This window comes from Rathayibacter sp. AY1B5, from assembly GCF_002932795.1.
In the GTDB taxonomy this organism is placed as follows: Bacteria; Actinomycetota; Actinomycetes; order Actinomycetales; family Microbacteriaceae; genus Rathayibacter.
The window spans coordinates 139,788-166,045 of record NZ_PSWM01000003.1 but is presented as its reverse complement, the minus strand read 5'-3'; the positions used below and the strand labels follow the sequence as shown (position 1 = coordinate 166,045).

Genomic DNA, 26,258 nt, shown 5'->3' with positions numbered 1-26,258 from the left:
CCCGGTGGACCTCGCGGAGCTCGCCGCCTCGGGACTGATCGACCGGGGCTGGGCGGAGGCGCTCGCCCCGGTCGCCGGGGACATCGCCGCGATGGGCGACTTCCTCCGCAGCGAGGTCGCGGCCGGCCGGCCCTACCTCCCCGCGGGCCGCGACGTGCTCCGCGCCTTCGCCGCCCCGCTCGCGGACGTGCGCGTCCTCATCGTCGGACAGGACCCGTACCCGACGCCCGGGCACCCGATCGGGCTGTCCTTCGCTGTCGAGCGCCACGTGCGCCCGCTGCCGAGGAGCCTGCAGAACATCCACCGCGAGCTCCGCGACGACCTCGGCGTCGAGCCACCCGAGCACGGCGACCTCAGCGGCTGGACGTCGAGCGGCGTGATGCTGCTGAACCGGGTCCTCACGGTCGCCCCCGGTTCTCCCGCCTCGCACCGCGGCAAGGGCTGGGAGGCGGTCACCGAGCACGCGATCCGCACCCTGGCCGCGCGGGACTCGCCTCTCGTCGCGATCCTCTGGGGCCGCGACGCCGCGTCGCTCCGCCCGATGCTGGGGGAGGCCGGAGTGATCGAGAGCGCGCACCCCAGCCCGCTGTCGGCCTCGCGGGGCTTCTTCGGCTCCCGGCCGTTCAGCCGCGCGAACGCCCTCCTGGAGGAGCGCGGCGCGGAGCCGGTCGACTGGAGCGCTCTCGCGTGACCGGGCGCTCGCCCCTGGGGCGGCTACGCTGGCCCGGATCGATGGGCGGAGCCGAAGGGGAGCCGGATGCTTGAGGAAGAGTACGAGAGCCGGCGCGTCCTGCCGCCGCACCTGCGGAAGGCGCCGCCTCCCGAGCCCGGCTTCTCGTTCGAGATCCGCGACGCCCGCGACGCCGACCTGCCGGACATCCGCGAGATCTACAACCACTACGTGCGCAACACGGTGGTGACCTTCGACGAGGACGATTCGACGCTGAAGGAGTGGCGGACGAAGTTCTCCCGCAATCAGAAGCTCGGGCTGCCCTTCATCGTCGCCGTCTCGCCGTCGGGCCAGATCCTCGGATACGCGATGGTGTCGCCGTGGTCGTCCAAGCGCGCCTACCGCTTCACCGTGGAGAACTCGATCTACCTGCGGGCGGCCTCCACCGGGAAGGGCCTCGGCCGCGCGCTGATGACCGAGCTCCTCGAGCGCGCGAAGGCGGTGGGGATCCGGCAGATCATGGCCGTCATCGCCGACAAGGGCGCGGAGGCCTCGCTGGCGATGCACGCGCAGTTCGGATTCGTCGAGGTCGGCCGCATGGGCCGGGTCGGCTTCAAGTTCGAGCGCTGGCTCAGCACCGTCCTGCTGCAGAAGACCCTCAAGTAGGCCCGACCCGCCCCTGCGAATGCGCCTCATCGACAGGTGCCGGGGAGCGCTCCGTCCCTACACTGGTCGGCATGGAATGGCTCGTCCCGCTCATCGTCGTCGTCGCGCTCGTCGTCATCCTCGGGGTGTACCTCTGGGCGACGTACAACTCGCTGGTCACCCTCAACGTCCGCGTGGACGAGGCGTGGAGCGACATCACCGTCCAGCTGAAGCGCCGCGCGGACCTGATCCCCAACGTGATCGACTCCGTGAAGGGCTACGCCTCGCACGAGCGGCAGGTCTTCGAGTCGGTGACGCAGGCGCGCGCTGAGACGCTGCAGGCCCAGGGCCCGGCGGAGGCGTCGGTCGCCGAGGACCACATGCAGAGTGCGCTGAAGTCGATCTTCGCGGTCGCGGAGGCGTACCCGCAGCTGCAGGCGAGCCAGAACTTCCTCCAGCTGCAGGGCGAGCTGGTCGACACCGAGGACAAGATCCAGTCGGCCCGGCGCTTCTACAACGGCGGCGTGCGCGAGATGAACACCAAGGTGAAGGTCTTCCCGAACACGCTCTTCTCGCGCCGGCTCGGGTTCTCGGAGCGCGAGTTCTTCGAGGTCGGCGATCTCGCCGCGATCTCGGAGCCCCCCCGCGTCCAGTTCTAGGCAGCCGCCGTGTACAGCGCCATCGCCCGCAACAAGCGCAACACGATCCTGATCCTCGTCCTCTTCCTGGCGGTCATCGGCGGCCTGGGCGCCCTGGCGGCAGCGGTCTACCGCAGCACGACGATCGTCGTGGTGGTGCTCGTGATCGCCGCCGCCTACGCGTTCTTCCAGTACTTCTTCGCCGCTCGCCAGGCGGTCGCGCTCAGCGGCGGCGTTCCGGTGGAGAAGGCGGACGAGCCGAGGCTGTACCGGGTCGTCGAGAACCTCTCGATCGCGACGGGCACCCCGATGCCGCAGGTCTACCTGATCGACGACCCGGCGCCGAACGCGTTCGCGACCGGCCGCGACCCCGAGCACGCCGTCGTCGCCGCGACGACCGGCCTGCTCGCGATCATGGACGACGCCGAGCTGGAGGGCGTGATGGCCCACGAGCTGGGCCACGTCCGCAACTACGACATCCGCGTCTCGATGATCGTGTTCGGTCTCGTCGTCGCGGTGGGCTTCCTCTCGGACGCCTTCCTCCGCCTGGCCTTCTTCGGGCGGAGCGGCAACGGCAACGGCGGGGGCAACCCGGCGCTCCTGATCGTCGGGCTGGTGTCGATGGTCCTCGCGCCGATCGTCGCCTCGGTCGTGCAGCTCTCGATCTCCCGTCAGCGCGAGTACCTCGCCGATGCCACGAGCGCGCTGACGACCCGCCACCCCGACGCCCTCGCCCGCGCCCTCCTCAAGCTCGAGTCCGCGGGACGCCCGATGCAGCGGCAGAACAGCTCGATGGCGCACTTGTGGATCGCCGACCCGTCGAAGCCGGGAGTGGTCGCGCGCCTCTTCGCGACCCACCCTCCGATCGCGGACCGCGTCGCCCGCCTCTCCGAGATGGGCTCGCGCTTCTAGCGGGCCCCTCCGGCAGCCGCTCCGTCGTCGATCGCCGCCCCGCCCGGATCACGCCTCGGGGCCGCGGTGCACGTGTCACCGCGCCGGACGGGACGTCAGCCGGTCGGAGCCGCGAGCGGTCCGCCGTCGACGGTCGTCAGGTACTCGGCGAAGACCGGCGCCGGGTCGGTGCCGCTCGCGGCCGCGTCGACCAGCGCTCGCCGGACCAGGGCGAGGACGACGGTGGCCAGCACGGCCGCCCGGTGCCGGGAGGTGCGGCCGAGCCCCATCCGCTCCGCGAGGAACGGCGTCAGCGCCTCCTCGCCGTCGTGCAGGGACTGGGCCCAGACGGCGCGCATCGCCGACGTCTCGGTGAGCAGGGGGATCAGTCGGAGGGTGCGGTCGAGCTGGGGACCGGAGGCCGCCGCGGCGAAGGCGTGGCCGAGCGCCGCGTTGAGCGGTTCGGCGGGCGGACGCTCGAGGAGGGCACGTCCCATCGCCGCGATCGCGGCGGCGAGCACCGGGCGCACGCAGTCCTCCTTGCTGCCGAGGTACCGGTGGAAGGTCCGGAGGGAGACCCCGGCCGCGTGGGCGAGCTCGCCCGTGCCGACCCCGACGACGGTCCCGCGCTCGAGCAGATGGGCGACGCAGCGCTCCGAGAGCGCGAGCGCCAGGACGCCGCCGGGCGCGCTCACGCGGTCCTCCTCAGCGCGACGGCGAGGGCTGCCGCGAGGTCGCCGCGGCCCACGACCTCGACGGCGTCGAGGCCCTGCCAGGCCGCCGCCTCGACCAGCAGTGCGGCGAGCCGCTCCGGCGTGCCGGACGGAGCCCCCGGCTCGAGCCAGGCGGCCTGCACGAGGAGCACCCGGCGCTTGCGCTCGCTCTTGAGGTCGACCCGGGCGGCGATCACGTCGTCGAGGAGCACGGGGAGGACGTAGTAGCCGTGGATCCGCTGCTCGGCCGGGGTGTAGATCTCGATCCGGTAGTGGAAGCCGAAGAACAGCTCCGCCCTCGGGCGGTGCCAGACCACGGGGTCGAACGGCGAGAGGAGTGCGTCCGCCCGGAGCGTGCGGGGACGACGGGAGTCGACGTGGCGCCAGAGCGGCACCGGCCTCCCGCCCCGCTCCCAGCCGCGCACCTCGACGGGCTCGAGCTCGCCCGCCTCGACCAGCTCGTCGATCGCGACGCGGGTGGGGGACTGGAGCAGCCGGTGGTAGTCGGCCAGATCGCCGAGGGTGCCGATCCCGTGGGCCCGCGCCGCCCTGCGCACGAGCTCGCGGACGGCGTCGGGGAGGGGCACCTCGGCGTCGAGCACCTCGCGCGGGAGGAGCCGCTCGGCGAGCCCGTAGGAGCGCTCGAAGCGCGTGCGCCCCGCCGTCACCACCTCGCCCCAGCGGAACAGGACCTCGAGGCCGCGCTTGATGTCGGACCAGCCCCACCAGGGGCCCGTGCGGACGTTGGCCTCGTGCTCGATCTCGGAGGCCCGGAGGGGACCGTCGGCGAGCGCGGCGCGGAGCCAGTCGAGGGTGGCGCGGTTCTCGTGGGCCCAGCCCTCGTGCTCGGGCAGGCGGACCCGGCGGTAGTGCTCCATCCGCCAGCGGTAGAGCGGGAGGTCCTCGCGGCGGACGAGGGCGGCCTCATGGGCCCAGTACTCGACGTAGGGGCCGTCCGGGGAGAAGGCCGCGGCGTCGAGGAGGGAGCGGTCGTAGGGGCCGAGCCGCGCGAGCAGCGGCAGGTAGTGGCTCCGCTCGAAGACGTTCACCGAGTCGAGCTGGAGCGGGCGGATCCGGTCCACGGCGGCGCGCACCCGGCGCGCGTCGACCCGGGAGGGCCGGGGGACACCGAACCCCTGCGCCGCCAGGGCGATGCGGCGCGCCAGCGCGGGGGAGAGCTGCTCGGTCATGGTCCGCCCACGCTAGCGAACGCCCCCGACATCGCCGTCCCCGATTCGGCCCCCGGCGTTTTCCCGGCATTCACCGCCGCGCTCCCTCGCCGACTCGCGGCGCTCCTACCGTGCCCGAGGCCGTCCCACCGGGGCGGCCCACCCGACTCCTGGAGGACCCTTGACCATTCAGCGCCTGTCGCGCACCGCCGCGGTCGCCGCCGCCGGCACCGCCCTCGTCTTCACGCTCTCGGCCTGCTCCGGCGGCGCCACCGCCTCGTCCGACGGCGGCGGCGCGGACGCCGCGTCCGCCACGTCCGCCGCGGACCTCGGCGGGCTGGACGCCCTGGTCGAGGCCGCGAAGGCCGAGGGCGAGCTCAACGTCATCGCCCTGCCCGACACCTGGGCGAACTACGGCGAGCTGATCAGCGGCTTCGAGGACGAGTACGGCATCACCGTGAACTCCGCCGACCCCGACGTCTCCTCCGCGGAGGAGATCAGCACGGCCGAGAACCTCGCCGGGCAGGACACCGCTCCCGACGTGTTCGACCTGGGGCCGGCCGTCGCGCTGGCGAACACGGACATGTTCGCGCCGTACAAGGTCGAGTCGTGGGACGACATCCCCGAGGGGAACAAGGAGGAGTCGGGCCTCTGGGTCAACGACTACACCGGCCTGATGTCGATCGGATTCGACGCGGACGCGGTGCCCGCGCCCACGTCGCTCGAGGACCTCCTCGGCGCCGACTACCGCGGCTCGGTCGCGATCAACGGCGACCCGACCCAGGCGGGAGCCGCCGCGGCCGCGGTGCAGCTCGCGGCCCTCCAGTCCGGGGGCTCCGCCGACGACGTCCAGGCGGGGATCGACTTCTTCGAGAAGCTGAACGACGCCGGCAACTTCCTGCCGCTGGACCCGACCGACGCGACCATCGCCTCGGGCGAGACCCCGGTCGTCTTCGACTGGAGCTACAACAACCTCGCCGTCGGGAAGGCGAACGAGGGCACCCGCGAGTGGACCACGACCGTCCTCGCGGGCTCCGCCGTCGGCAGCTACTACAACCAGGCGGTCAACGCCGACGCTCCGCACCCCGCGGCCGCCCGGCTCTGGCAGGAGTACCTCTACTCCGACGCGGCGCAGAACCTCTACCTCGCCGCCGGCGCCTACCCGGTGCGCCTGGCCGCGATGACCGAGGCCGGCACCGTCGACCAGGACGCGCTCGACGCCGTCGGCGCCGCTCCCTCCGACCTCGTCCAGTTCACGGAGGAGCAGACCGAGGCGGCCTCGTCGCTCCTCGCCGAGAAGTGGGCCGCGGCGATCCAGTGACCACCGCTCCTGCCGAGGCCGTCTCCGGGGCGTCCGCGCCCCGGGGACGGCGCGGTGCCCCGGCCGTGCTGGGCGTCGCCCCCTTCGCGCTCTACGTCCTGCTGTTCCTGGCCGTTCCCACGGTCCTCGCGGTGGCGACCGGATTCACGGACGGAGACGGCCGCTTCACCACGGCGAACCTGCTGGCCCTCGCGGATCCCGTCGTGGTGTCCGCCTTCGGCGCGTCGCTCGGGCTCTCGGCCGTCACCGCCGTCGTCGGCGCGGTGCTGGGCGCGGTCGTGTGCCTGGCGCTGCTCGGCTCCGATCCGCGCGGCGCGCTCCGGACCGTCGTCGACGCGGCGGCGAGCGTCCTCGCGCAGTTCGGCGGCGTGATGCTCGCGTTCGCGTTCATCGCGACGATCGGCGTGCAGGGACTGGTGACCGCCCTCCTCGCCGGAGCGGGCGTCGACCTCTACGCCGACGGCGTGTGGCTCTACCAGCTGCCCGGGCTCGTCCTGCCCTACCTCTACTTCCAGGTGCCCCTGATGGTGCTCACGTTCCTGCCCGCGCTCGAGGGCCTGCGTCCGGAGTGGGCCGAGGCCAACGCGGTGCTCGGCGGGGGCCGGCTCGGCTACTGGCGGCACGTGGCCGTCCCGGTGCTCGCGCCGTCGTTCCTCGGCTGCGTGCTGCTGCTGTTCGCGAACGCCTTCTCGTCCTTCGCCACGGCGGCGGCGCTGATCAGCCAGGGCGCGCAGATCGTGCCGCTGCAGATCCGCGCCGCGCTGGTCAGCGAGACGGTGCTGGGCCGCGAGAACCTCGCGGGCGCCCTCGCGCTCGGGATGCTCGCGGTGATGGTGGTCCTGATGTCCGGGTACGCGCTGCTGCAGCGCCGAGCCCGGCGGTGGCAGCGATGAGGCCCGCGCGGCTCCTGTCCGGGGCGGTGCTCGTGATCACCGGGCTCGTCTTCGCCGTCCCGATCGTCGCGATGGCGGAGTTCACGCTCCGCGGCGCCGGCGGCCACGACCTCTCGCACTGGACGGGGATCCTCGACCCGGAGAACGAGCGCGCCTACCGCTCGCTGTTCCAGGGGATCGGCAACTCGCTGGTCCTCGCCGTCGTCACCGCCCTCATCGTCCTGGTCCTGCTGGTGCCGACGATGCTGCTCGTCGAGATCCGGCTCCCGCGCCTGCGCCGGGCTCTGGAGCTGGTCTGCCTGCTCCCGCTGACCGTGCCCGCCATCGTCCTCGTCGTCGGCCTCGCGCCGGTCTACTCCGTCGTCACCCGGGTCGCCGGCTCCGCGCCGTGGACGCTCGCTCTCGCCTACGGGGTGCTGGTCCTGCCCTACGCCTACCGCGCTGTGGCGGCGGACCTCGCCGGGCTCGACGCCGTGACGCTCTCGGAGGCGGCCCGCTCGCTCGGCGCGGGCCCGCTCGCGGTGCTCGGGAGGGTCCTCCTGCCGAACCTGCGCCGGGGCCTGGTCGCGGCGGCGCTGATCACCGTCGCGGTCGTCCTCGGCGAGTACACGATCGCCTCGCTCCTCAGTCGCACCACCCTCCAGACCGGCCTGGTGCAGGTGTCGAAGTCCGACGCCTACGTCGCCGTGATCTTCTCGCTGCTCTCCCTCCTCTTCGCCTTCGCCCTCCTGCTCGGGATCGGCCGCCTCGCGCGGATCGGCCTGCCGGTGGGCGGGGCGCGCTCCTCGAAAGGCTCCTCGTGACCGCTCCCACCCTCCCCGGCGCCCGCGTGCGCTTCGTCGACGTGGAGCGGCACTACGGCTCCGCCCGGGCGCTGGACGGCGTCTCGTTCGATGTGGCGCCGGGCGAGTTCATCGCGCTGCTGGGCCCCTCCGGCTGCGGCAAGACCACGGCACTGCGGGCCCTCAGCGGTCTCGAGCGGATCGACGCGGGGCGGATCCTCGTCGACGAGGAGGACGTCGCCCACGTCCCCGTGGCGAAGCGCGACATGGGCATGGTCTTCCAGTCGTACTCGCTCTTCCCGCACCTGCGGGCGCGCGAGAACGTCGAGTTCGGGCTGCGCACCCGCGGAGTCGGGGCGCGCGAGCGCCGAACGGCCGCGGGGGAGGCGCTGGAGGTCGTGGGCCTCGGCGCCCTCGGCGACCGCTACGCGCACGAGCTCTCCGGCGGCCAGCAGCAGCGGGTGGCGCTCGCGCGCGCCCTCGTCACGCGGCCGCGGGTGCTGCTGCTGGACGAGCCCCTGTCGGCCCTGGACGCGAAGGTCCGCGTCCAGCTGCGCGACGAGATCAAGCGCCTGCAGTCCGAGATCGGCATCACCACGTTCTTCGTCACGCACGACCAGGAGGAGGCGCTCGCCGTCGCCGACCGCGTCGCCGTGATGAACGCCGGGCGGATCGAGCAGCTGGGCGCACCGGAGGACCTCTACGCGCGCCCGGCGACCGCTTTCACGGCCCGCTTCGTCGGCCTCTCGACCGTGGTCGCGGGGACGGTCTCGTCGGGATCGGTCCTCGCGCTCGGCGTGCGCCTGCCGCTCGTCGACGCGGCGGCGGCGGACGGGCCCGTGTCGGTGTTCCTCCGCCCCGAGGACCTCGCCGTCGTGGCCGACGGCGCTCCCGACTCCCTGCCCGGAGTCGTCCTCGCCTCGAGCTTCCTGGGTCCGGTGCGGCGCTCGACCGTCCGGCTGTCGACGGGGGAGGAGGTCACCGTCCAGCACGCGTCGGGGCACCGCCTCGAGCCGGGGGAGCGGGTCGGCGTGCTGCCCGCGCGGCGCCCGGTCGCGGTCGGCCCGGCACCGGAGCAGGCGGCGGTCGGCGCCGCCGCATGAGCGCTCCCCGGGGATACCGCGCGGGGTATGCGCCGGGGCCTAGTCTGGGCAGATGAGACTCGGCAGGTCCCGCCGCACCTCCGGCCCGCGCGCCGTCCAGCCCGTCGCGCCCGTCGCCCCGGCCACTCCCTCCCGGCCCGCTCCCGTCGCCGATTCGGCCTTCGTGAGCGACGGGATGCGCATCGCGGGCGCCTGGGCCTGGCGCGTCCTCGTCGTGGTCGCGGCGCTCGCGGTGCTCGTGCTGCTCGTCATCGAGCTGCGGCTGATCGTCATCCCGCTCCTGCTCGCGATCGTGATCGCCGCTCTGCTCGTGCCGTTCTCGAGCTTCCTCCAGCGGCACCGCTGGCCCAAGTGGGCCGCCGTCGTCCTGGCGGAGCTGGGGATCGTCGTGGTGATCGGCGGGCTCCTGTTCCTCGTCGTCACCCAGGTCTACTCCGGCTTCGACGACCTCAGCCGGCAGACCGTGCAGTCCTACGACGACTTCAAGGCCTTCCTCCTCGAGTCGCCGCTCCACCTCACCGAGACCGACATCAACCAGTACGCGCAGCAGGCGCTCACGGCCCTGCAGCAGGACTCGGGGATGGTGGTCAGCGGGGCGCTCAGCGTGGGCTCGACCGTCGGCCACCTGCTGACGGGCGTGCTGCTCACCCTCTTCTCGACGCTGTTCATCCTCATCGACGGGCCGAACATCTGGAGCTGGGTCGTCCGCCTCTTCCCGCGCCGCGCCCGCGGAGCCGTCGACGGTGCCGGTCGCGCCGGGTGGGTGACGCTCACGAACTTCGTGAAGGTGCAGATCCTGGTCGCGTTCGTCGACGCGGTCGGCATCGGCCTCGGCTCCTTCCTCCTCGGCGTCCCGCTCGCGATCCCGATCGGCGTGCTGGTCTTCCTCGGCTCCTTCGTGCCCGTCATCGGCGCCGTGGTGACGGGAGCGCTGGCCGTCTTCATCGCGCTGGTCTACAACGGGCCGCTGATCGCTCTCTTCCTGCTGATCGTCGTCCTGGCGGTGCAGCAGCTCGAGGGCCACATCCTGCAGCCGCTGATCATGGGATCGGCGGTCAAGGTCCACCCGCTGGCCGTCGTGCTCGCGGTGGCCGGAGGCTCGATCATCGGCGGCATCGCCGGAGCCTTCTTCGCGGTGCCCGTCGTGGCCACGCTCAACGTCATGGTCAAGTACGTGGCGAGCGGAGCCTGGCGCTCGCCGACCCGAACCCCCGAGAGAGTTGCCGCAGAGCATGCAGACTAGCCGCGTCGTCGGACCCGCCCTCCACGAGTACGAGGCGGCCCGCGCCGTCCTCGCCCCCGTCATCGCCGCCACCCCCATGGAGACGAGCACCTTCCTCGCGCAGGTCCTCGGCTCGCCCGTGTTCCTCAAGTGCGAGAACCTCCAGCGCACCGGCTCCTACAAGATCCGCGGAGCGGTGTTCCGGATGTCGCGGCTCACCCCGGAGGAGCGGGCCCGCGGTGTCGTGGCGGCCTCGGCCGGCAACCACGCGCAGGGCGTCGCCTACGCGGCGCGGGAGCTGGGGATCAAGGCCACGATCTTCATGCCGATCGGCGTCGCGCTGCCCAAGCTCGCAGCCACCCGCGACTACGGAGCGGACGTGGTGCTGAGCGGCCACATCTTCAACGAGGCGCTCGCCGCGGCGGCGGAGTTCGCCGAGCGCACCGGCGCGGTCTTCGTGCCGCCCTACGACCACCCCGACGTGATCACCGGTCAGGGCACGGTCGGTCTCGAGATCCTCGAGCAGGCCCCCGCCGTCGAGACCATCGTGGTGCCCATCGGCGGAGGCGGCCTCATCGCCGGAGTCGCGTCCGCGGCCAAGCAGAAGGCGGCCGAGGAGGGGCGCACGCTCCGCGTCATCGGCGTGCAGGCGGCGAATGCGGCACCGTATCCGCTCTCGCTCGCGAGCGGCGAGCCGACCGCGATCACGATCTCCCCGACGATCGCCGACGGCATCGCGGTGGCGAAGCCGGGGCAGCTGAACTTCGCGATCATCCGCGAGATGGTGGACGAGGTCGTCACCGTGGAGGACGACGACATCGCCCGGGCTCTGCTGGTGCTGCTGGAGCGGGCGAAGCTCGTGGTGGAGCCGGCGGGCGCGGTGGGCATCGCGGCCATCCTGACCGGGAAGATCCGCGACGCCGGAGCGACCGCGGTGATCCTCTCGGGCGGAAACATCGATCCGCTGATGATGGAGCGGGTGATCAGCCGGGGCCTGGCCGCGTCGGAGCGCTACCTCAAGATGAGCATCGGGCTGCCGGATCGTCCGGGGCAGCTGTCGCGCATCGCGGAGCTCATCTCGGAGGCGAACGCCAACGTGGTCGAGGTGCTGCACACCCGGCACGGCCGGGGCCTGCAGATCAGCGAGGTGGAGATCGAGATCAGCGTCGAGACCCGCGGCCCCGAGCACGCCGACCGCGTCATCCGGGTCCTCACCGACGCCGGCTACGCCCCCCGCATCTCCCGCAACTGACCGCTCTCGGGCGCCGCGTCCGCGGTCCCCCCGCGTGGCCGGCGTCCTCTGCTCGGAGAGGCTGAGCGTGCGTCGCGGCGAACTCCCTCAGGCGGAGGAGGAAGCCGATACCGGCGATCTCGCGTCCTCCGCCGTCGCCGCGGAGCCGGCGTCCCCCTGTCTGGAGATGGCTGATCGTGCGTCGCGGTGTTCTCCGCAAGGCGGAGGAGGAAGCAATACCGGCGGTGTCGCGCCCGACGACAACGCCGCGGAGCCGGCGTCCCCCTGTCTGGTGAGGGCTGATCGTGCGTCGCGGTGTTCTCCGCGAGGCGGAGGAGGAAGCGATACCGGCGGTGTCGCGTCCTCCGTCGTCGCCGCGAAGCCGGCGCCCCGCTCCCGTTCAGAGAGGGCTGATCGTGCGTCGCGGTGTTCTCCGCAAGGCGGAGGAGGAAGCGATACCGGCGGTATCGCGCCCGACGACAACGCCGCGGAGAACACCGCGACGTGCGATCAGTGGCCGGACCAGGTCTCGACGTTGGCGACGCGGACCTCGATCTCCCGCCCGTTGGGTGCCGTGAAGCGGGCGGTGTCGCCGACGTTCAGGCCCATGATCGCCGAGCCGAGGGGGCTCTGGGGGCTGTAGACGTCGAGGTCGCTCTCGCCGGCCATCTCGCGGTTGCCGAGGAGGAAGCGGGACTCGTCGCCGGCGATCTCGGCGGTGATGATGGTGCCGGCCTCGACGACTCCGTGGCTCTCGGGGGGCGTGCCGATCTCGGCCTCGCGGAGGAGGGAGGTCAGCTGGCGGATGCGGGCCTCGATCTTGCCCTGCTCGTCCTTCGCGGCGTGGTAGCCGCCGTTCTCCTTCAGGTCGCCCTCCTCGCGGGCGACCTCGATGCGCTTGGCGATCTCCTCGCGTCCGTTGGTGGACAGCTCGGTGAGCTCCGCCTCGAGACGGTCGTACGACTCCTGGGTCATCCAGGTCACCTGTGACTGGTCGGCCATGGTGGGCTCCTGCTCTGCGGGCCGCGCTCGCGGCGCCCGGCAGCACCGTGCGGAGGTGTCCGCGTCCGGCGGTGGGGACGGCCGGCGTCAGGCGGCGGTGGGAATGGCGAGGCCCCGACGAGTCCGTCAGGGCTTCGGGCAAGCCTACGGGAGCCAGCAGGAGGAGATCAAACCTGTGTTCGCCAGCTCGGTGGTGCGGACCGTCTCCGTGTACGAGCGGAAGCGCTCCGTCGAGGCGGGGTACTCCACGACCAGCCAGCCGACGACCGCGGACTGCTCGTTGAGGGCCTGGACCGCGCAGGCGACCTCGCGGCCGACGGGCGCGGTGAGGTCGAAGGAGACGGTGACGGTGCGGTCGTCGACGACCTGGTGCGCGGTGTCCTGGACGTCCACTCCGCCGCGCGCTCCGTCGAGTCCGGCCCAGATCACCCAGGCGGCGAAGACGGCGACGAAGGCGAGCGCGACGCCGCCGAAGAGCCAGCGGTTGCCGCGGCGGGTGCGCGTCGTGCGGCCGTAGCGGGTGGCGAGGGATCCGGCGGCGCGGACCGTGTCCGGATCGAGCGCGGGCGCGGCGGCTCCCTCGACGCTCTCGGACGTGCGGGCGGCCACGGAACTCCCTGGGTGATGCGTCTACTCTGGACGGGTGGCGCGCGTCCTTCGCGGACGGGAGCGCCGAGCCCATTAAACCCCGAGGAATCGAGCGATCGTGTCCCAGGCCGTCGAGGTCTCCGTCGATTCGGAGGTGCGGGACATTCCGCGCCTCCTCGCCGTGCACGCCCATCCGGACGACGAGTCGAGCAAGGGCGCGGCGACGCTGGCCGCCTACGCCTCGCGAGGCGCCGAGGTCATGGTGGTCTCCTGCACCGGAGGCGAGGCCGGCTCCGTGCTGAACGAGGGCCTCGAGGCCCGCGCGCACGCCGAGCGCGACATCGGCGGCCTCCGCCGGTACGAGATGGCCGCCGCCCGCGAGGCGCTCGGCGTCGAGCACGCCTGGCTCGGCTTCGTGGACTCCGGGATGCCCGAGGACGGGAAGGTCGACGCCGCCTCGTTCGCGGGCCTGCCGCTCGCCACCGCCGCCGCTCCGCTCGTGCGCCTGGTCCGCCGGTTCCGGCCGCACGTGATCATCAGCTACGACGAGAACGGCGGCTACCCGCACCCCGACCACATCCGCGCCCACCAGGTCGCCGTCGAGGCGTACCGCGCGGCGGGCCTCGCCGAGGAGTACCGGGGCACGGGCGCTCCGTGGTCGATCTCGAAGCTGTACTACGACCGCGTCTTCAGCGGCCAGAAGCTGCGGGCGATCGCCGAGCACCTGCGCTCGATCGACCCGGAGGACCCGCGCCTGTCGGTCTTCGAGGAGATGAAGCGCTGGAACGAGGACACCCCGTACCTCGCGACCACGCGCGTCGTGATCTCCGGCTTCCACGACCGGCGCGATGCGGCCCTGCTCGCGCACGCCAGCCAGGTCGCTCCGGACAACGCCTTCTTCTTCCTCCCGCACGAGGCGATCGACGCCGCCTGGCCGACCGACGACTTCCAGCTCGTCGAGAGCCGGGTCGACGCGCCGACGCCCGAGACGGATCTCTTCGCCGGTCTCGACCTGGCCGAGCTCGCCCCGGGCCCGACCGCGGTCGTCCCGCCGATCGCTCCCGCCCCCGAGACCTCGGGGGAGGCCCCGGTCTCCCCGGAGCCCGACGGCGCCGGCGTCGTCGTCGCCGACGAGGTGCGCGCGTGATCGCCGGGCTGCTCGAGGGCGCCCAGCGGGCCGTCGTCCTCGCCTCCACGACGGTGCCGACTCCGGGTCCCGAGTTCAACGAGGACACGGTCACGCCGGGCCTCTTCGGCTTCGTCACGATGCTCGTGATCGCCCTCGCCGCCGTCCTCCTCGCGCTCGACATGGTCCGACGCGTGCGGCGCACCACTTACACCGCGCAGGTGAAGGAGCGGCTCGACGCCGAGGAGGCGGAGCGCAGCGGGAGCTGAGCCCGGCCCGCCGCGGTGGACTCGGGTCCCGCTACGCGTTGTAGGCGGGGTGGAGCGAGACGATCAGCGCCGCCGTCCAGTGGCAGAGGAACGCCACGGCCGTGAGCGCGTGGAAGATCTCGTGGAAACCGAAGACGCCCGGGACCGGGTTCGGCTTCTTGATGCCGTAGATCACGGCGCCCGCGGAGTAGCAGAGCCCGCCGACGAGGACGAGCACCATCATGATCGCGCTGGCCTCGAAGAGCGGGCCGAGGTACATCACGGCCGCCCAGCCCAGCAGGAGGTAGAGCGGCACGTAGAGCCAGCGCGGCGCGCCGATCCAGAAGACGCGGAAGCCGATCCCGAGCAGCGCCCCCGCCCAGACCAGGACCAGCAGGAGGGTGCCCTGCGCGGGCGGCAGGGCGAGCACGGCCAGCGGCGTGTAGGTGCCGGCGATCAGCAGGAAGATGTTGGCGTGGTCGATCCGCTTGAGGATCATCTTCGTCCGCGGCTTCCAGTCGAAGCGGTGGTACAGCGCGGAGTTGCCGAAGAGCAGGAGCGACGTGGTCGCGAACACCGCGGCCGCCCACTTCGCAGCGGTCCCCTCCGCGACCACGATCAGCACCACTCCGGCGACGATCGCGACCGGGAAGAGGCCGGCGTGGATCCAGCCGCGCCAGGTGGGCCGGACCTCCGCCGAGGAGTCGTGCTCGATCGCGTCCTCGACGAGGGGGAGGGCGGGCAGGTCGGGGCCGTCCGCTCCGACGGGGTCGCCGGCGCGGACGGTGCGGGCGCGGGGATCGGACGGGGGAGGCGTCGGCCGCTGGCTCATGCCGGACAGACTACGACGCCGCCCCGGGCCGACGCCGAGCGTCGCCGGGCTTCGAGGAGCGCCCCGGGTCGACTACCGTGTCACTGTGCCGAAGCCGAGACTGCCTGTGGGAAGGGACCTCCTCTACGGCGTCTACAAGAAGCGCCTCCGCTCGAGCCTTCCCCCCGACTCCCTGCCGAACCACGTCGCGATGATCATCGACGGCAACCGGCGCTGGGCGCGGCAGCGGGCCCTCGAGACCGCCGCGCACGGCCACCGGGCCGGCGCCGCCAAGGTGCACGAGTTCCTGCAGTGGTGCGACGAGCTCGGCGTGCGCCACGTCACCCTCTACCTGCTCTCGCAGGACAACCTCGTCGGGCGGGACAGCAGCGAGCTGACCGAGCTGATCGAGATCATCGCCGACCTCGCCGAGGAGGTCTCCCAGCAGCCCGACTGGCGCGTGCAGCACGTCGGCTCCGACGAGGGCCTCCCGCCGTCGCTCGTGGCCGCGCTCGACACGGCGGAGGCGCGCACCGCTTCCCACACGGGCCTGCACGTCAACCTCGCGGTCGGCTACGGCGGCCGGCACGAGATCGCCCAGGCCGTGCGGAGCATCCTGGAGGAGCACGGCAAGCGCGGTTCCTCCATCGAGGACGTCGCGGGCCTGCTGACCCCGGAGCTCATCGGCGAGCACCTGTACACCAGCGGGCAGCCCGACCCGGATCTGGTCATCCGCACCTCGGGGGAGCAGCGCCTCTCCGACTTCATGCTCTGGCAGAGCGCGCACAGCGAGTTCTACTTCATGGAGGCGCTCGGCCCCGACATCCGCGAGGTCGACTTCCTCCGCGCGCTCCGCGACTACGCCGGACGGCACCGCCGCTTCGGCAGCTGACCTCGCGGCTCCCGCCGCACCACCGACCGGAAGGGCCGGCATGAGCTCGAACGAGGCCACCTCCACCACGACCGAGGACTACCTCGCCGGCTTCGGCGAGGAGACCGGGTACCTCGACTTCGGCCGGGTGGGCCCGCTCTCGGCGACCGTCGCCGCCGAGCAGGAGGCGGCCGTCGAGCTGCTGGTGCGCGCGCGCAGCGGCACCCTCGACGAGCTGTTCCGGCAGGACGAGCGCGTCCGGGAGGCCGCGGCGGTGCTCGTGCGCGTCCCCGCCGACCGCGTCGTCTTCCAGCCCAACACCTCGACCGGCCTCCTGCACGCGCTGTTCGGCGCCTCGGGCGCGGTGCTGCTGTCGGCCGCCGAGTTCCCGAGCCTGCCGTTCGCGGCGGTGCGCTCAGCGCAGGCCCTCGGCTCGATGGAGCCCCGGTGGCTGCGGACCGAGCAGGGTCGGGTGACGCCGGAGGCGGTCCGCGAGCAGCTGACGGACGACGTGACGACCGTCGCGGTGAGCCTGGTCGACTCCCGCACGGGCTACCTCGCGGACGTCGCAGCGATCCGCGACGTGATCGGCGACCGGATGCTCGTCCTCGACGCCATCCAGGGCTTCGGCGTCGTCGACGCGCCCTACGAGCTGGCGGACGTGGTCGTCACCGGCGGCCAGAAGTGGCTCCGCGCCGGCTGGGGGACGGGCTTCCTCGCGCTCAGCGAGCGGGCGCTGTCGCGGCTGACGCCGGTGCTCTCCGGCTGGACCGGATCGGAGCAGGCGGAGCCGTGGGACGAGGTCGCTCCGCCGCGCGGCGACGCCCGCGCGTTCAGCATCAGCAACCCGGACCCGATCGCCCAGGCCCGGCTCGCGTCGGCGCTGGAGGAGGTCGCCGCGGTCGGGCAGCCGACGATCGCCGCGCTCGTGGCCGAGCGGGTCAGCGCGATCGTCGATCTGGCGGACGAGTTCGGGCTGGCGGTCGTGGGCTCCCGCGGCGAGCACGAGCGCGCCGGCATCGTGGTCGTCGAGCCGGAGCCGGAGGAGCTGGCCCCGCTGGCCGCCTCCCTCGCCGCGCACGGGGTCACCGCGCGCCTGCGTCCGAGCACCGTCCGCTTCAGCGCGCACGCCGGCACCACCGACGAGACCCTCGCGCTGCTCCGCGCCGCCCTGATCTCGTCGGCCACGAGCATCGACTACTAGGCCCGATTCCGCGCGTTCACACACTGGTTACACATTCGTAGCGGTGAGAAGCACACGGATGTCATTCGCCGGGTTAGGTTCGAGTCATCAGGTACAGCGCCTGGTCGAGACGGCCACAGAAGTACGGCTCGACATCGCGCAGACGCCGAAGGGACACTGCGCGGTGCACGACACGCACCGATGAGACCGGCTCGAGGACATGAGCCGGGGGCTCCGGCCCCCGGAGTGTGGAGAGTCGTCGTGACAGTTCCCCAGGGCATGGATCCGCAGACCGGGACGCAGGGCGGCGTCCACCGCCGTGTCCAGCACGGCTCCTCGGATCCGGCCGATCAGCTCCTCCGCACCTACGTCCTGGACACCTCGGTGCTCCTGTCGGATCCCTCCTCGATGTTCCGGTTCGCCGAGCACGCCGTCGTGCTGCCGATCGTCGTCATCAGCGAGCTCGAGGGCAAGCGCAACGATCCCGAGATCGGCTACTTCGCCCGGCAGGCCCTGCGCCGCCTCGACGAGCTGCGCGTGCAGCACGAGCGCCTCGACTTCCCCATCGCCGTCGGCCGGGGCGGCACTCTCCGGGTCGAGCTCAACCACTCGAACATGTCGGTGCTGCCGAGCGGGCTCCAGATGGGGGACAACGACGCGAGGATCCTCGCCGTCGCGCTCAACCTGCAGAGCGAGGGCGCCGCGGTCACCGTCGTGTCCAAGGACATGCCGATGCGTGTGAAGGCCGCCTCCATCGGCCTCGCCGCGGAGGAGTACCTGGCCGAGCAGGCCCCGGAGTCCGGCTGGACCGGCATGGACGATGTGACGCTCGGCGGCGACGCGATGAGCGAGCTCTACGACCGCGAGCGGCTCTTCACGGACGTCGTGGCCGACATCCCGGTCAACACCGGACTCGTCGTCCACTCCGACCGCGGCTCCGCTCTCGCGAGGGTCACCGGCAAGCGGCAGATCACGCTGGTCCGTGGCGACAAGGACGTGTTCGGCCTGCACGGGCGCTCGGCGGAGCAGCGGCTCGCGATCGACCTGCTGCTCGACCCGGAGGTGGGCATCGTCTCGCTCGGCGGCCGGGCCGGCACCGGCAAGTCGGCGCTGGCGCTCTGCGCAGGGCTGGAGGCGGTGCTGGAGAAGCGCCAGCACAAGAAGATCATGGTCTTCCGGCCGCTCTACGCGGTGGGCGGCCAGGACCTCGGCTTCCTGCCCGGCGACGCGGCCGAGAAGATGAACCCCTGGGCGCAGGCGGTCTTCGACACGCTCGGGGCGCTGGTGTCGCAGAACGTGCTCGACGAGGTGATCGAGCGCGGGATGCTCGAGGTGCTGCCGCTCACGCACATCCGCGGGCGCTCGCTGCACGACGCGTTCGTGATCGTCGACGAGGCGCAGTCCCTGGAGCGGAACGTCCTGCTCACGGTGCTCTCGCGCGTCGGCCAGAACTCCCGGGTGGTGCTGACCCACGACGTGGCGCAGCGCGACAACCTCCGGGTCGGCCGGCACGACGGGGTCGCCTCCGTGATCGAGACGCTGAAGGGCCACCCGCTCTTCGCGCACGTCACGCTCACCCGTTCCGAGCGCTCCGCGATCGCCGCGCTGGTCACCGAGATGCTGGAGTCGAACGAGCTCGCCTGACGGGCACCCGGCGCGTCCGGCCCGCGGGATCCGAGGATCCCGGGGGCCGGACGCGTCCCTCCCGGGCACCGGGGCGTAGCGTGGACGGGTGAGCATCCTCGACGACGCGCTCCTCGAGCGCTTCCGCACCCGCGCGGCCGACTACGACGAGCGCAACGCGTTCTGCGCGGACGACCTGGAGGAGCTGCGCTCGATCGGGTACCTGGCGCTGCTCGTCCCCGAGGAGCTCGGCGGTGCCGGCCTCGGCCTGGAGCAGGCGGCCGCCGAGCAGACGCGCCTGGCGACCGCCGCACCCGCGACCGCGCTCGCCGTCAACATGCACCTGGTGTGGACCGGGATCGCACGGCTCCTGCTCGAGCGGGGCGACGACTCCCTCCGCACGGTGCTCGTCGACGCCGCGGCGGGCCACGTCTTCGCCTTCGGCAACAGCGAGGCGGGCAACGACCTGGTGCTCTCGGACTCGCTGACGCGGGCGGAGCCGCTCGGCGACGGCGGCTACCGCTTCACCGGGACGAAGGTCTTCACCTCCCTCGCGCCCGCATGGACGCGCCTCGGCGTGTTCGGCCGCGACGACAGCGGGACGGAGCCGCGCCTCGTGCACGGCTTCGTGCACCGCGAGAGCCCGGAGGCGCCGGTCGCCGGGCTCGAGGTCCGCGACGACTGGGACACGCTCGGCATGCGGGCGACCCAGAGCCGCACGACGGTGCTCGACGGCGTCGTCGTCCCTCGCGAGCGGATGATCCGCTCGCTGCCCGTCGGACCGACCGCCGACCCCTTCGTCTTCGCCGTCTTCGCGGCCTTCGAGCTGCTGATCTCCTCGGTCTACCTCGGTGTCGCGCAGCGCGCGCTCGAGCTCGCCGTCGCCTCCGTGCGCCGTCGGACGTCCCTCCGGGCGGGCGGGCGGCCCCTGGCGGAGGATTCCGAGGTGCGGCACCGGGTCGCGGAGGCCGGGATGCTGCTCGACGGGCTCGAGGCGCCCCTGCGCTCGGCGGCGGCCGACGTGGACGCGCTCGTCGACCGCGGTGCGCGCTGGTTCCCCTCGCTGGTCGGGGTGAAGATCCGCACCACGGAGGGAGCGCTGCACGTGGTCGAGAGCGCCGTCCGGATCGCGGGCGGCTCGGCGTACCAGCGCAGGTCGGAGCTCGGCCGCCTCTACCGCGACGTGCTGGCCGGGCAGTTCCACCCCTCCGACGACGCGTCGGCGCACGGTGCCTGGGCGTCGCTCCTGCTGGGACCGCTGCCTCCGCGCGACTGAGGCCGGGGGTCGGACCCACCGCTGCCTGAGCACTCCGGCGGGCCGCCCTGTGGAGAACTCCGACGCGCCCGTGGCGGTGCGCTCTAGTCTCGGCGGATGCTCCGCGGACCTCTGCTCGACCGGGCCGCCCTGCTCCTGGGCGCCCTGGTGCTCCTCCTGGTCGCCGCCCCGCACCTCGATCGGGCGCCCGGCCTCGTCCCGGTGGCACTCGCGAGCGTGCCGCTGGTGCTGGCGGACGTGCGCGGGCACCGGCTCCCGAACGCGATCACGCTCCCGCTGCTGGCGGTCGGAACCGCACTCGCGCCCACGGTGGGGACGCTTCTCGCCGTCCTCGCGACGGTGCTGTGCCTGGGCCTGCTGCACGCGGTGGGCGGTCTGGGCCTCGGCGACGTGAAGCTCCAGGCGGCCCTCGCGCCGCCGCTCGCGGCTCTCGGACCCGAGCAGGTCGCCGCCGCGCCCGCCGTCGGCTTCGCGATGGCCGGAGTGTGGGTGCTCGTGCTGCGCGTCCGCGGGCGGGTCGCGTTCGGGCCGTTCCTGCTCGCGGGGTTCTGGCTGGTGCTCTGACGGCCCGCCCCCGCGCCGAGCGCAGGGACGGGCCGTCGGAGATCCGGACTCAGCCGGGGTGCGTCATCGACATGACGTCGAGGGCGCTGTCGAGCTGCTCCTCCGTCACCTCGCCGCGCTCGACGAAGCCGAGGTCGACGACGGACTCGCGGACCGTGATGCCCTTCGCCACCGAGTTCTTGGCGACCTTGGCGGCGGCCTCGTAGCCGATCACCTTGTTCAGCGGGGTGACGATCGAGGGCGACGACTCGGCGAGCGCGCGGGCGTGCTCGACGTCGGCCTCGAGGCCGTCGACGGTCTTGTCGGCGAGCAGCACGGCCGAGTTCGAGAGCAGGCGGATCGACTCCAGCAGCGCCGTCCCCATGACCGGGATCGCGACGTTGAGCTCGAAGGCTCCGGAGGCGCCGGCCCAGGCGATGGTGGCGTCGTTGCCGATCACGCGCGCGCAGACCATGAGGACGGCCTCCGGGATCACCGGGTTCACCTTGCCGGGCATGATCGAGGATCCGGGCTGCAGGTCGGGGATCCGCAGCTCTCCGAGGCCGGTGTTGGGGCCGGAGCCCATCCAGCGGAGGTCGTTGTTGATCTTGGTCAGGCTCACCGCGAGCACGCGCAGCGCTCCGGAGGCCTCGACCAGCGAGTCCCGCGCGCCCTGGGCCTCGAAGTGGTTGCGGGCCTCGGTGACGGGCAGGCCCGTCTCCTCCGCGAGGCGCGCGATGACCTTCTGCGGGAAGCCGGCGGGGGTGTTGATCCCGGTGCCGACCGCGGTGCCGCCGAGCGGGACCTCGGCGACGCGGGGGAGCGCCGACTGCACGCGCTCGATGCCGAGGCGGATCTGCGCGGCGTAGCCGCCGAACTCCTGGCCGAGCGTGACCGGGGTGGCGTCCATCAGGTGCGTGCGGCCGGCCTTGACGACCTCGGCCCACTGCTCCGCCTTGACCTCGAGCGACTCGGCGAGCTGCTCGAGAGACGGGATCAGCGACTCGATCAGCGCGCCGGTGACGGCGACGTGGACCGAGGTGGGGAACACGTCGTTGGAGGACTGCGAGGCGTTGACGTGGTCGTTCGGGTGCACGGTGCGGCCGAGGGCCGTGGTCGCCAGTGAGCCCAGCACCTCGTTCATGTTCATGTTCGAGGACGTGCCCGAGCCGGTCTGGTAGACGTCGATCGGGAAGTGCGCGTCGTAGCCGCCCCCGACGACGAGGTCGGCCGCATCGGCGATGGCGGTGGCGATGTCGGCGTCGAGCACGCCCAGCTCGGCGTTGGCCAGCGCCGCCGCCTTCTTGATGCGGGCGAGGGCCGCGATCTGGGCCGGCTCGAGGCCCGCCCCCGAGATCGGGAAGTTCTCGACCGCCCGCTGCGTCTGCGCGGCGTAGAGGGCGTCGCGGGGGACCCGCACCTCGCCCATCGTGTCGTGCTCGATGCGGAAGTCGCCGGAGTCGTCGGTCGGGGAGTGATCCACCACGCTGTGTTCGTCCTTGTCTGATCGGTTGGTGCTGTGCTGTCCGGAGCCGCTCACGCGGGATCCGATCCCACCGCGCTCGGAGCGGCGGCGGAGGAGGCCGAGCCGGAGTCGCGCTCCAGCTCGGAGACGTAGGGGCTGAGCTCGGGCGGATCGATGCCGAGCACGACATCGGACATCACGGTGCCGTCCGAGAGCCGGTAGTTGGCGCCTACGAGGGCGAGCCGCCCGGTCGCGACCGCGTCCGCGATCAGCGGGGAGCGCTGGAGCAGCTCGGCGACCGTGTCGCGCAGGTGCTCTCGGCCGACGGCCAGCGCGTCCGTCGCCGACGGGTCGACGAGGACGCGGCCGTCCGGCTGAGCGCCCACGAGGCGGCGCACCGCGGGGATGATCGGCTCGATCAGGTGCTCGATGTGCGGGGGGAGCCGCTCGGCGCCGGGCGCCTGCGACTGGATCGCCGCCCGGACCGCTCCGCACTCGTCGTGGCCGAGCACGAGCAGGACCTTCACGCCGAGGACGGCGACGCCGTACTCCAGCGAGCCGATGATGGAGTCGGCGATCACCTGGCCGGCGTTGCGGACGACGAAGAGGTCGCCGAGACCCAGGTCGAAGATGATCTCGGCCGCGAGGCGGGAGTCGCTGCAGCCGAAGAGCGCGGCGAGCGGGGCCTGCGCGGCGGCGAGCTCGGCGCGGCGCTCGACGTCCTGGCGGGGGTGGCGGGGCTCGCCGGCGACGAAGCGCTGGTTGCCGCGGAGCATCTCCTTCCACACCCACGCCGGCGGGCGGGACTCGCGGGGGACGGTGCTGCTGGTTCCGAGACTCATCGGGACTCCTCCTGGCCGATCTGCGGGGTGATGGCGTCCACGACCCGGCGGATCTCGTCCGTCGGGGCCGTGCCGTAGACGAGGTAGGTGCTGGAGCCCTCCGTCGTCTCGAGTGCGTAGGGCGTGTTGCCGGTGTCGTCGCCGGAGTCGCGGTGGTCGTAGACGGTCCAGTCGCGGCCGTCGATCGTCTCGACGCCGGTCGCCGCCCGGCGGTCGAGCTGCGTCGCGACCCAGGCCGCGTCCGCGTCGAGCCCCTGGCTCAGGCCGATGTAGCCCGCCTTCGGGGTGATCAGGCCGACATACCAGTAGTCGGTGCCGTTCTCCCGGCGGAGCTCGGCCGCGTTGGCTTTCCAGCCCTCGGGCAGGGAGGGCACGGCGAGCGTCTGCTCCTCGCCCAGCTGGACCTGCGCGGCGACGCGGGGGACGTCGACCGAGGAGAGCTCCACGGTGTCGCCGCGGGGGACGAGCAGGACGATGAGCGCCACGGCGCCCACGGTCGCGAGCAGCGAGAAGACGAGGTTGTTGACCGTCTTGCGCTGACGGTAGAGCCGGGAGTTCTCGGCCTTGCGGGCGGCCGTCTCGGCGGCGGTCTCCGGGCGCCCGAGCTCGGCGACGACCCGCGCCGGCTTGCCGCGGCTCATCCGGCGGCCGCCCCTCCGGAGCGGGCCGCGTCCAGTCGGGCTCGTGCTCCGATCAGCCACTCCTCGCAGCGGGCGGCGAGGGCCTCGCCCCGCTCCCAGAGGGCGAGCGAGCGCTCGAGGGTGGAGCTGCCCTGCTCGAGCTCGGAGACGACACGGACGAGCTCGTCGCGCGCCTGCTCGTAGGAGAATCCCGAGACGTCGGAGTCGGTCGCCGGGGCGTCGGGGGAGTCGGGCATGGGTCTGATCCTATCGATCGGGGCTGAGGGGGACGGGTGGCGCGACGGGCTCAGGACCGGCCGGCGGGATCACCGGTGGGCCCCTCGGAGCGGGCGCCGACGGCCCCCTCCGCGAGCGTGAGGACGAGCGCGCCGCCGGACGGCGCGTCGCCGGGCGCCCGGACGACGTGACCGGCCGCGTTCTGGACGATCGCGTAGCCGCGGTCGAGGGTGTGCTGCGGGGAGAGGGCCCGCAGGTGGCCGTGCAGGCGCTCGACCTCGAGGTGCGCGCGTTCGAGGCGGCGGTCCACCAGCTCGGCGCCGCGCGCCACCCAGCGGGTCAGCTCCTCGGAGTGCCGGTCGACCAGCACGTGCGGCTGGGCGAGCACCGGCCGCGAGCGCAGCTGCGAGAGCCGGTCGATCTCGTGCGAGACGAGCCCGCTCACGCGGCCGGTCATCCGCAGCCGGGCCTGCTGCACCCGCAGCAGCTCGTCGGAGACGTCGGGCACGACCCTCTTCGCGGCGTCGGTGGGAGTGGAGGCGCGCAGGTCGGCGACGTCGTCGAGCAGCGGGCGGTCGGCCTCGTGGCCGATCGCGCTGACGACCGGAGTGGAGCAGGCGGCGACGGCGCGCACGAGCGCCTCGTCGCTGAAGCCGAGCAGGTTCTGGAAGTCGCCGCCTCCACGGGCGATCACGATCACGTCGATGCTCTCGTCGGCCTCGAGGGTCCGCAGCGCCGAGAGCACCTCCGGGACCGTCCGGTCGCCCTGCACGGCCGAGTGGACGACCCGGAAGCGCACGGCCGGCCAGCGCAGCTGCGCGTTCCGCAGCACGTCCTTCTCGGCGTCCGAGTCCTTGCCGGTGATGAGGCCCACACCGTGCGGGAGGAACGGCAGCGGCTTCTTGCGGGAGGCGTCGAACAGGCCCTCCGACGCGAGCTGCCGGCGGAGCCGCTCGAGCTTCTCGAGCAGATCGCCCAGGCCGACGTGGCGCATCTCGAAGACCTGCATCGAGAGCGTGCCGCCCTTGACCCAGTAGTTGGGCTTCACCAGCGCGATGACCCGGTCGCCCTGCTTGAGGTCGGCCGGGAGGCGGCTCCGCACCGACGACCAGACGGTGAAGCCGACCGTCGCGTCTCCGGACAGGTCCTTGAGCTTCCCGTAGACGTTGCCGCCGGACGCGCCCCACTGGGTGATCTCGCCCTCGACCCACGCCGTGCCGAGCCGCTCGATCCAGCCCTTGATCTTGCTCGCGAGCAGGCCGACCGGCCAGGGGGCGTCGGCGGTGGGTGGGGCGTCGGTCATCGCTGCCTCTGCTCGGGGGACGGGGGAGGCGGGAGTGCCCTCCCGCGACGACAACGGTACGGGACGGGTCCGACACCGGGACGGCCCGGGCACAGGATGCACCGCGTAGAATCAGGGGGTGAGCCAAGTCCCGATCAGCCTGCCCATGCCGCGCATGCCCCGCGCCACAGGGCGTCTGCGCGACGTCCCCGTCGAGGGCCGCAAGCGCGTCCTCCTCGCCGCGCCCCGCGGCTACTGCGCCGGAGTCGACCGCGCGGTCGTCGCCGTCGAGAAGGCCATCGAGCACTACGGTGCCCCCGTCTACGTGCGCAAGCAGATCGTGCACAACGTGCACGTCGTCTCCACGCTCGAGAGCCAGGGCGCGATCTTCGTCGACGAGGTCGACGAGGTGCCCGAGGGATCCCACATCGTCTTCAGCGCGCACGGCGTCTCGCCGGCCGTCGTCCAGGGGGCGGCCGACCGGAACCTCCAGGCGATCGACGCGACCTGCCCGCTGGTGACGAAGGTGCACCGCGAGGCCGTCCGCTTCGCGCGCGACGACTTCGAGATCCTCCTCATCGGCCACGAGGGCCACGAGGAGGTCGAGGGCACCGCGGGCGAGGCCCCCGATCACGTCACCCTCGTCGGCAGCCCCGACGACGTGCCGAACATCGTCGTGAAGGACCCGGACAAGGTCGTCTGGCTCTCGCAGACGACGCTCTCGGTCGACGAGACGATGGAGACGGTCCGCCGCCTCCGCGAGCGCTTCCCCAACCTGCAGGACCCGCCGAGCGACGACATCTGCTACGCCACTCAGAACCGCCAGGTCGCGATCAAGAAGGTCGCCGCGGGCGCCGAGCTGGTCATCGTCGTCGGCTCCGCGAACTCCTCGAACTCCGTGCGCCTCGTCGAGGTCGCCCTCGAGTACGGCGCGAAGGCCGCCTACCGGGTCGACTACGCGAGCGAGATCAGGCAGGAGTGGCTCGAGGGCATCCGCACCGTCGGCGTCACCAGCGGCGCCTCGGTGCCCGAGGTGCTCGTCCAGGAGGTCCTCGACGACCTCGCCGCCGCCGGGTACGGCGACGTCGAGGAGGTCAAGACCGCGGAGGAGGACCTGATGTTCTCGCTCCCCAAGGAGCTGCGCAAGGACGTCGCCGGCAAGCGCGACGCCCGCGGCGTCGGGGGACGCATCAGCGCGGGAGCGGGCGCCTAGAGCGTTCCGGCCCGGACGCGGAAGAGGCCGCCCTCCCTCGGGAGCGGCGG

Annotated in this window: 28 protein-coding genes; 18 read left to right on the top strand and 10 right to left on the bottom strand. The window is 72.9% G+C overall.

Annotated elements, in window-relative coordinates:
* The first annotated feature begins 4 nt into the window (after positions 1–4).
* The 4 genes from C5D44_RS04040 (at position 5) to C5D44_RS04025 (ending at position 2,865) form a co-directional block, all read left to right on the top strand.
* On the top strand, positions 5–691 hold the full coding sequence (locus C5D44_RS04040) for a uracil-DNA glycosylase (RefSeq protein ID WP_104275273.1): 687 nt from the start codon (positions 5–7) through the stop codon (positions 689–691).
* Between the two features lie 66 nt (positions 692–757).
* Positions 758–1,336, top strand: coding sequence for a GNAT family N-acetyltransferase (locus tag C5D44_RS04035; protein ID WP_104275272.1), 579 nt, complete (start codon positions 758–760; stop codon positions 1,334–1,336).
* Positions 1,337–1,407: 71 nt separating this feature from the next.
* Positions 1,408–1,974 (top strand): LemA family protein, encoded by a 567-nt coding sequence (locus C5D44_RS04030; protein ID WP_104225511.1) that lies wholly within the window; start codon positions 1,408–1,410, stop codon positions 1,972–1,974.
* Positions 1,975–1,983: 9 nt separating this feature from the next.
* Positions 1,984–2,865, top strand: coding sequence for a M48 family metallopeptidase (locus C5D44_RS04025; RefSeq protein ID WP_104280906.1), 882 nt, complete (start codon positions 1,984–1,986; stop codon positions 2,863–2,865).
* Positions 2,866–2,960: 95 nt separating this feature from the next.
* Here the strand turns inward: C5D44_RS04025 and C5D44_RS04020 are convergent, their stop codons facing one another.
* Both C5D44_RS04020 and C5D44_RS04015 read right to left on the bottom strand, forming a co-directional pair.
* Complete coding sequence (locus tag C5D44_RS04020) at positions 2,961–3,539, bottom strand: TetR/AcrR family transcriptional regulator (RefSeq protein WP_104280905.1); 579 nt, start codon at positions 3,537–3,539, stop codon at positions 2,961–2,963.
* Entirely contained in the window at positions 3,536–4,747 is a 1,212-nt protein-coding gene (locus C5D44_RS04015) for a winged helix-turn-helix domain-containing protein (RefSeq protein ID WP_104280904.1), read from the bottom strand. Before C5D44_RS04015 ends, C5D44_RS04020 begins: the two co-directional genes overlap by 4 nt.
* 160 nt (positions 4,748–4,907) lie before the next feature.
* Here C5D44_RS04015 and C5D44_RS04010 point away from each other — a divergent pair, with 160 nt between their 5' ends.
* From C5D44_RS04010 to ilvA, 6 genes are read left to right on the top strand one after another with little or no spacing between them, the layout of a single operon-like run.
* Entirely contained in the window at positions 4,908–6,047 is a 1,140-nt protein-coding gene (locus C5D44_RS04010) for an ABC transporter substrate-binding protein (protein ID WP_104280903.1), read from the top strand.
* Complete coding sequence (locus tag C5D44_RS04005) at positions 6,044–6,940, top strand: ABC transporter permease subunit (RefSeq protein ID WP_104280921.1); 897 nt, start codon at positions 6,044–6,046, stop codon at positions 6,938–6,940. Before C5D44_RS04010 ends, C5D44_RS04005 begins: the two co-directional genes overlap by 4 nt.
* Complete coding sequence (locus C5D44_RS04000; RefSeq protein WP_104280920.1) at positions 6,937–7,743, top strand: ABC transporter permease; 807 nt, start codon at positions 6,937–6,939, stop codon at positions 7,741–7,743. Before C5D44_RS04005 ends, C5D44_RS04000 begins: the two co-directional genes overlap by 4 nt.
* A complete protein-coding gene (locus C5D44_RS03995) occupies positions 7,740–8,825 on the top strand; it encodes an ABC transporter ATP-binding protein (protein ID WP_104280902.1) in 1,086 nt (361 codons plus the stop codon). Before C5D44_RS04000 ends, C5D44_RS03995 begins: the two co-directional genes overlap by 4 nt.
* Positions 8,826–8,877: 52 nt before the next feature.
* Positions 8,878–10,068 carry an AI-2E family transporter gene (locus C5D44_RS03990; RefSeq protein ID WP_104275266.1) on the top strand — a complete coding sequence of 397 codons (1,191 nt, stop codon included), beginning with the start codon at positions 8,878–8,880 and terminating at the stop codon, positions 10,066–10,068.
* Positions 10,058–11,299, top strand: a complete 1,242-nt coding sequence (gene ilvA / locus C5D44_RS03985; RefSeq protein WP_104280901.1) for a threonine ammonia-lyase — start codon at positions 10,058–10,060, stop codon at positions 11,297–11,299. Before C5D44_RS03990 ends, ilvA begins: the two co-directional genes overlap by 11 nt.
* Positions 11,300–11,788: 489 nt before the next feature.
* Here ilvA and greA read toward each other — a convergent pair whose 3' ends face one another.
* Both greA and C5D44_RS03975 read right to left on the bottom strand, forming a co-directional pair.
* Positions 11,789–12,280, bottom strand: a complete 492-nt coding sequence (gene greA / locus C5D44_RS03980; protein WP_104225519.1) for a transcription elongation factor GreA — start codon at positions 12,278–12,280, stop codon at positions 11,789–11,791.
* A gap of 144 nt (positions 12,281–12,424) precedes the next feature.
* Positions 12,425–12,889 carry a DUF4307 domain-containing protein gene (locus C5D44_RS03975; RefSeq protein ID WP_104280900.1) on the bottom strand — a complete coding sequence of 155 codons (465 nt, stop codon included), beginning with the start codon at positions 12,887–12,889 and terminating at the stop codon, positions 12,425–12,427.
* 97 nt (positions 12,890–12,986) lie between these two features.
* On the opposite strand from C5D44_RS03975, the gene mca reads away from it, so the two are divergent.
* Together mca and C5D44_RS03965 are read left to right on the top strand one after the other, a co-directional pair.
* Positions 12,987–14,015, top strand: coding sequence for a mycothiol conjugate amidase Mca (mca, locus tag C5D44_RS03970; protein WP_258067868.1), 1,029 nt, complete (start codon positions 12,987–12,989; stop codon positions 14,013–14,015).
* Positions 14,012–14,263 carry a hypothetical protein gene (locus tag C5D44_RS03965; protein WP_244248096.1) on the top strand — a complete coding sequence of 84 codons (252 nt, stop codon included), beginning with the start codon at positions 14,012–14,014 and terminating at the stop codon, positions 14,261–14,263. Before mca ends, C5D44_RS03965 begins: the two co-directional genes overlap by 4 nt.
* 31 nt (positions 14,264–14,294) lie before the next feature.
* On the opposite strand, the gene C5D44_RS03960 is transcribed toward C5D44_RS03965, so the two are convergent.
* Positions 14,295–15,074 (bottom strand): hemolysin III family protein, encoded by a 780-nt coding sequence (locus tag C5D44_RS03960; RefSeq protein ID WP_104280899.1) that lies wholly within the window; start codon positions 15,072–15,074, stop codon positions 14,295–14,297.
* A 106-nt stretch (positions 15,075–15,180) separates the two neighbouring features.
* Between C5D44_RS03960 and C5D44_RS03955 the strand changes: the two genes are divergently transcribed.
* From C5D44_RS03955 to C5D44_RS03935, 5 genes are all read left to right on the top strand, one after another.
* Entirely contained in the window at positions 15,181–15,945 is a 765-nt protein-coding gene (locus tag C5D44_RS03955) for an isoprenyl transferase (RefSeq protein WP_308470806.1), read from the top strand.
* 40 nt (positions 15,946–15,985) lie between these two features.
* Positions 15,986–17,128 (top strand): aminotransferase class V-fold PLP-dependent enzyme, encoded by a 1,143-nt coding sequence (locus C5D44_RS03950; RefSeq protein ID WP_104280898.1) that lies wholly within the window; start codon positions 15,986–15,988, stop codon positions 17,126–17,128.
* Between the two features lie 258 nt (positions 17,129–17,386).
* On the top strand, positions 17,387–18,751 hold the full coding sequence (locus C5D44_RS03945; RefSeq protein ID WP_104224423.1) for a PhoH family protein: 1,365 nt from the start codon (positions 17,387–17,389) through the stop codon (positions 18,749–18,751).
* 88 nt (positions 18,752–18,839) lie between these two features.
* Positions 18,840–20,006, top strand: coding sequence for an acyl-CoA dehydrogenase family protein (locus tag C5D44_RS03940; RefSeq protein WP_104280897.1), 1,167 nt, complete (start codon positions 18,840–18,842; stop codon positions 20,004–20,006).
* 96 nt (positions 20,007–20,102) lie between these two features.
* The gene (locus C5D44_RS03935; RefSeq protein ID WP_104280896.1) at positions 20,103–20,570 is read left to right on the top strand and encodes a prepilin peptidase; all 468 of its coding nucleotides are present in this window, start codon (positions 20,103–20,105) and stop codon (positions 20,568–20,570) included.
* A 49-nt stretch (positions 20,571–20,619) separates the two neighbouring features.
* Here the strand turns inward: C5D44_RS03935 and C5D44_RS03930 are convergent, their stop codons facing one another.
* The 5 genes from C5D44_RS03930 to xseA are packed head-to-tail and all read right to left on the bottom strand — an operon-like array spanning position 20,620 to position 25,016.
* Positions 20,620–22,035 (bottom strand): aspartate ammonia-lyase, encoded by a 1,416-nt coding sequence (locus C5D44_RS03930; RefSeq protein WP_104277199.1) that lies wholly within the window; start codon positions 22,033–22,035, stop codon positions 20,620–20,622.
* A 50-nt stretch (positions 22,036–22,085) separates the two neighbouring features.
* Positions 22,086–22,856 (bottom strand): carbonic anhydrase, encoded by a 771-nt coding sequence (locus C5D44_RS03925; protein ID WP_208543312.1) that lies wholly within the window; start codon positions 22,854–22,856, stop codon positions 22,086–22,088.
* Positions 22,853–23,497, bottom strand: coding sequence for a DUF4245 domain-containing protein (locus tag C5D44_RS03920; RefSeq protein ID WP_104277200.1), 645 nt, complete (start codon positions 23,495–23,497; stop codon positions 22,853–22,855). Before C5D44_RS03920 ends, C5D44_RS03925 begins: the two co-directional genes overlap by 4 nt.
* Complete coding sequence (locus tag C5D44_RS03915) at positions 23,494–23,733, bottom strand: exodeoxyribonuclease VII small subunit (protein WP_104224418.1); 240 nt, start codon at positions 23,731–23,733, stop codon at positions 23,494–23,496. Before C5D44_RS03915 ends, C5D44_RS03920 begins: the two co-directional genes overlap by 4 nt.
* 50 nt (positions 23,734–23,783) lie before the next feature.
* A complete protein-coding gene (gene xseA / locus C5D44_RS03910) occupies positions 23,784–25,016 on the bottom strand; it encodes an exodeoxyribonuclease VII large subunit (protein ID WP_104277201.1) in 1,233 nt (410 codons plus the stop codon).
* Between the two features lie 145 nt (positions 25,017–25,161).
* Here xseA and C5D44_RS03905 point away from each other — a divergent pair, with 145 nt between their 5' ends.
* Complete coding sequence (locus tag C5D44_RS03905; protein ID WP_104277202.1) at positions 25,162–26,208, top strand: 4-hydroxy-3-methylbut-2-enyl diphosphate reductase; 1,047 nt, start codon at positions 25,162–25,164, stop codon at positions 26,206–26,208.
* Positions 26,209–26,258 lie beyond the last annotated feature (50 nt).

What these genes read in the sequence shown, in the direction of transcription:
- C5D44_RS04035 (WP_104275272.1), top strand. Translation starts at nt 758, where the DNA reads ATGCTTGAGGAAGAGTACGAGAGCCGGCGCGTCCTGCCGCCGCACCTG.
- C5D44_RS04030 (WP_104225511.1), top strand. Translation starts at nt 1,408, where the DNA reads ATGGAATGGCTCGTCCCGCTCATCGTCGTCGTCGCGCTCGTCGTCATC.
- C5D44_RS04015 (WP_104280904.1), bottom strand. Translation starts at nt 4,747, where the DNA reads ATGACCGAGCAGCTCTCCCCCGCGCTGGCGCGCCGCATCGCCCTGGCG.
- C5D44_RS04000 (WP_104280920.1), top strand. Translation starts at nt 6,937, where the DNA reads ATGAGGCCCGCGCGGCTCCTGTCCGGGGCGGTGCTCGTGATCACCGGG.
- C5D44_RS03990 (WP_104275266.1), top strand. Translation starts at nt 8,878, where the DNA reads ATGAGACTCGGCAGGTCCCGCCGCACCTCCGGCCCGCGCGCCGTCCAG.
- ilvA (WP_104280901.1), top strand. Translation starts at nt 10,058, where the DNA reads ATGCAGACTAGCCGCGTCGTCGGACCCGCCCTCCACGAGTACGAGGCG.
- greA (WP_104225519.1), bottom strand. Translation starts at nt 12,280, where the DNA reads ATGGCCGACCAGTCACAGGTGACCTGGATGACCCAGGAGTCGTACGAC.
- C5D44_RS03960 (WP_104280899.1), bottom strand. Translation starts at nt 15,074, where the DNA reads ATGAGCCAGCGGCCGACGCCTCCCCCGTCCGATCCCCGCGCCCGCACC.
- C5D44_RS03950 (WP_104280898.1), top strand. Translation starts at nt 15,986, where the DNA reads ATGAGCTCGAACGAGGCCACCTCCACCACGACCGAGGACTACCTCGCC.
- C5D44_RS03945 (WP_104224423.1), top strand. Translation starts at nt 17,387, where the DNA reads ATGGATCCGCAGACCGGGACGCAGGGCGGCGTCCACCGCCGTGTCCAG.
- C5D44_RS03935 (WP_104280896.1), top strand. Translation starts at nt 20,103, where the DNA reads ATGCTCCGCGGACCTCTGCTCGACCGGGCCGCCCTGCTCCTGGGCGCC.
- C5D44_RS03925 (WP_208543312.1), bottom strand. Translation starts at nt 22,856, where the DNA reads ATGAGTCTCGGAACCAGCAGCACCGTCCCCCGCGAGTCCCGCCCGCCG.
- C5D44_RS03920 (WP_104277200.1), bottom strand. Translation starts at nt 23,497, where the DNA reads ATGAGCCGCGGCAAGCCGGCGCGGGTCGTCGCCGAGCTCGGGCGCCCG.
- C5D44_RS03915 (WP_104224418.1), bottom strand. Translation starts at nt 23,733, where the DNA reads ATGCCCGACTCCCCCGACGCCCCGGCGACCGACTCCGACGTCTCGGGA.
- xseA (WP_104277201.1), bottom strand. Translation starts at nt 25,016, where the DNA reads ATGACCGACGCCCCACCCACCGCCGACGCCCCCTGGCCGGTCGGCCTG.
- C5D44_RS03905 (WP_104277202.1), top strand. Translation starts at nt 25,162, where the DNA reads ATGCCGCGCATGCCCCGCGCCACAGGGCGTCTGCGCGACGTCCCCGTC.